The sequence below is a fragment of the Novosphingobium organovorum genome, assembly GCF_022832435.1.
In the GTDB taxonomy this organism is placed as follows: Bacteria; Pseudomonadota; Alphaproteobacteria; order Sphingomonadales; family Sphingomonadaceae; genus Novosphingobium; species Novosphingobium organovorum.
The window spans coordinates 1-2228 of record NZ_JALHLF010000221.1; the positions used below are offsets into that span (position 1 = coordinate 1).

At 58.1% G+C, this 2228-nt stretch carries 1 pseudogene; it reads right to left on the bottom strand.

Features of this window, described 5'->3' with window-relative positions:
- Positions 1–2038: 2038 nt before the first annotated feature.
- A pseudogene (locus MTR62_RS20820) lies at positions 2039–2228 on the bottom strand (cell division protein FtsZ); the annotation flags it as partial.

Below are 2228 nucleotides of genomic sequence, written 5' to 3' on the forward strand. Positions count from 1 at the left end.
CGCCGTTGGGCTGGTCGCAAGGCCAACTATTTGACAGCTTGGGGCCGCTTCGCGCCCTAGTCGGTCATTGGAAGGCCGATTTGGCGCGCTTCGCAGCGGACCGACCGGTATCCGCGGCCGCGCAGCTTCACGAGCGGCGCAAAGGGGTGGGAAGCCGCCGGGCGGGAGTGTAAAAGAACAGACAAGATTTTCCGGGGGATGATCCCCCGGACCCTCGAAATGTCGATGTTTGGGCACGCCCCATCCGTCCGGCACGATTGGCGCCGCAGGCTCTAGAGCGGTTTTCGATCAGATTGCATCAGATCTACCGCTCTAGACTTTTGTTTTGACGCATTTTCTGAATCGTCAGGTGATTCCACCTGACTGGAAAATGCTCTAGAATGTCTCCCGACGAACCCGAGCGCAACGTTTAGGTGAAGCGCACCACCTCCAGTTTTCGGGGTGCAGGGGGCAATGGCCCCCTGCTTCAACCCCTTCCTTCTTCGTCTGCCATGGGGCGCGTGCTGAAATTCTGCCACGCGCCCTTGTCGGTCGCTCGAGGGCTGATCTGGCGCGCCAGGAAGCCGTTAGTCCGGTTACGCTTGTCGATCCTATCGGCCAGTAGCTCAGATGNTGCTGAAATTCTGCCACGCGCCCTTGTCGGTCGCTCGAGGGCTGATCTGGCGCGCCAGGAAGCCGTTAGTCCGGTTACGCTTGTCGATCCTATCGGCCAGTAGCTCAGATGGGCGCTTTGCCGCCATCGTTGAGATCACGGTGCGATTACGGTGATTTTCGCTTTGCTGAGCACCGAAGACGTCTTGATCATCCTCCTTGGGCGGCCGCGCCCGGTTCTAAGTTGCAGAGTTTTCGGAGGTTGCGACGATCGGCTGAGTTCAGCGCTTATCCGGCAGATCATCTGGAAATTTGCCAGCCGTCGCCGCACCGCTTGGTCCGCGGTCGGTGCGTTCGTCGGCGCCGGTCTTATCAGGAGAGTCGGTTGTTTTGGGTGTAGATGGCATGGTCACGTCCTTTCATCGCCGTCATAGGAAACCAACGCAGCGAGAGCGAGGCGGGTTTCACATTAAATGGGCGATGGGCCATATTAGGGCGAGTGCAGCTTATCCCGCCTTGCGCCCTTGTCGGTCGTTCGTGCAGGACGATAGCATCACGTCCGACGCGCTTGTGCAGGCGAGCGGGCCGGAATATTCAACCGCAAGACTCTCGTTATGAGCGAGGGACCGCCGGGGGACAGGTCACAGGGACTACAACATAACCGTTGCGGCCATCGGCCGAGCGGGGACTTTAACTTGCACGAGGGGGTGCTAGGGTGACCTTTATGCGCTTTAACATAAAACCCATATTAATTCTCCTTGCCGCCTCCATATTATCAAACATTGTTTTGGCTATATTTTTTATTTTTGAATACAGATCTGACATCTCAGCGCACCACGACCAGGGGCGGTACTTAAGTGAGTATGATCCGTATATCGTTGATGCTAGGCGAAGGTGGGCTTCTAAAAATCGGTTTAGCGAAAACCCCTTCAGAAATCGTACAACCAGCGTGATTACGCTTGACGACCGCATTTGCGTCAGCTTCGAATATAGTCAGCCAGATATCGGTGGGGCCCCTCCGTTCTATTGCTATGGTTTCGAGGGTGTAAACCTCATAAGCAAGCGCGACGATGTTGAATGACGCCAGTGCAGCAAATTGCGTACCGAACCGCCGTTCTCACGTTCATCGCGAAATTCATGGATTGGTCAATCAGTCGACGCCATGTGAGCGTCAGCTACCAACCTGACTCGGCTCCTAACCGGTCAGTCGCTTACCGGCCCCTTTTTGCCAAAGACGCGGCCATCCATCCTTGGCTCCCTCCCTGTTACCGATGCGGGCAAGCGCCGCACGGGACAGGATACCGGATCAAGGGATGGTAAATCCCTTGAACGTCCTCTTCTTCAAAATCCTTCGCGCAAAACGAAAGGCCAGCCCCAGAGGGACCGGCCTTTCGTTTTCGTCGCATCGCGGGAAAGGGGGCTTTCGAGAAGCCACCTTGCCGGGATGTTACTGGTTGTTCTGGCGGTTGAGGAAGCGCGGGATGCTGAGCGCGGAACCCTCGTCCTCGTCGCCCGGGCCGTTTTCGCCGGGGGCGGCCGGCTTCGAGCGCGACAGGCTGGTCATGCGTTCGAACAGCGTGCTGCCACCGCCGGCGGGGCGGGCCGGAGCCGGGGCGGGCTGAGCCGGGGTCGGCGCG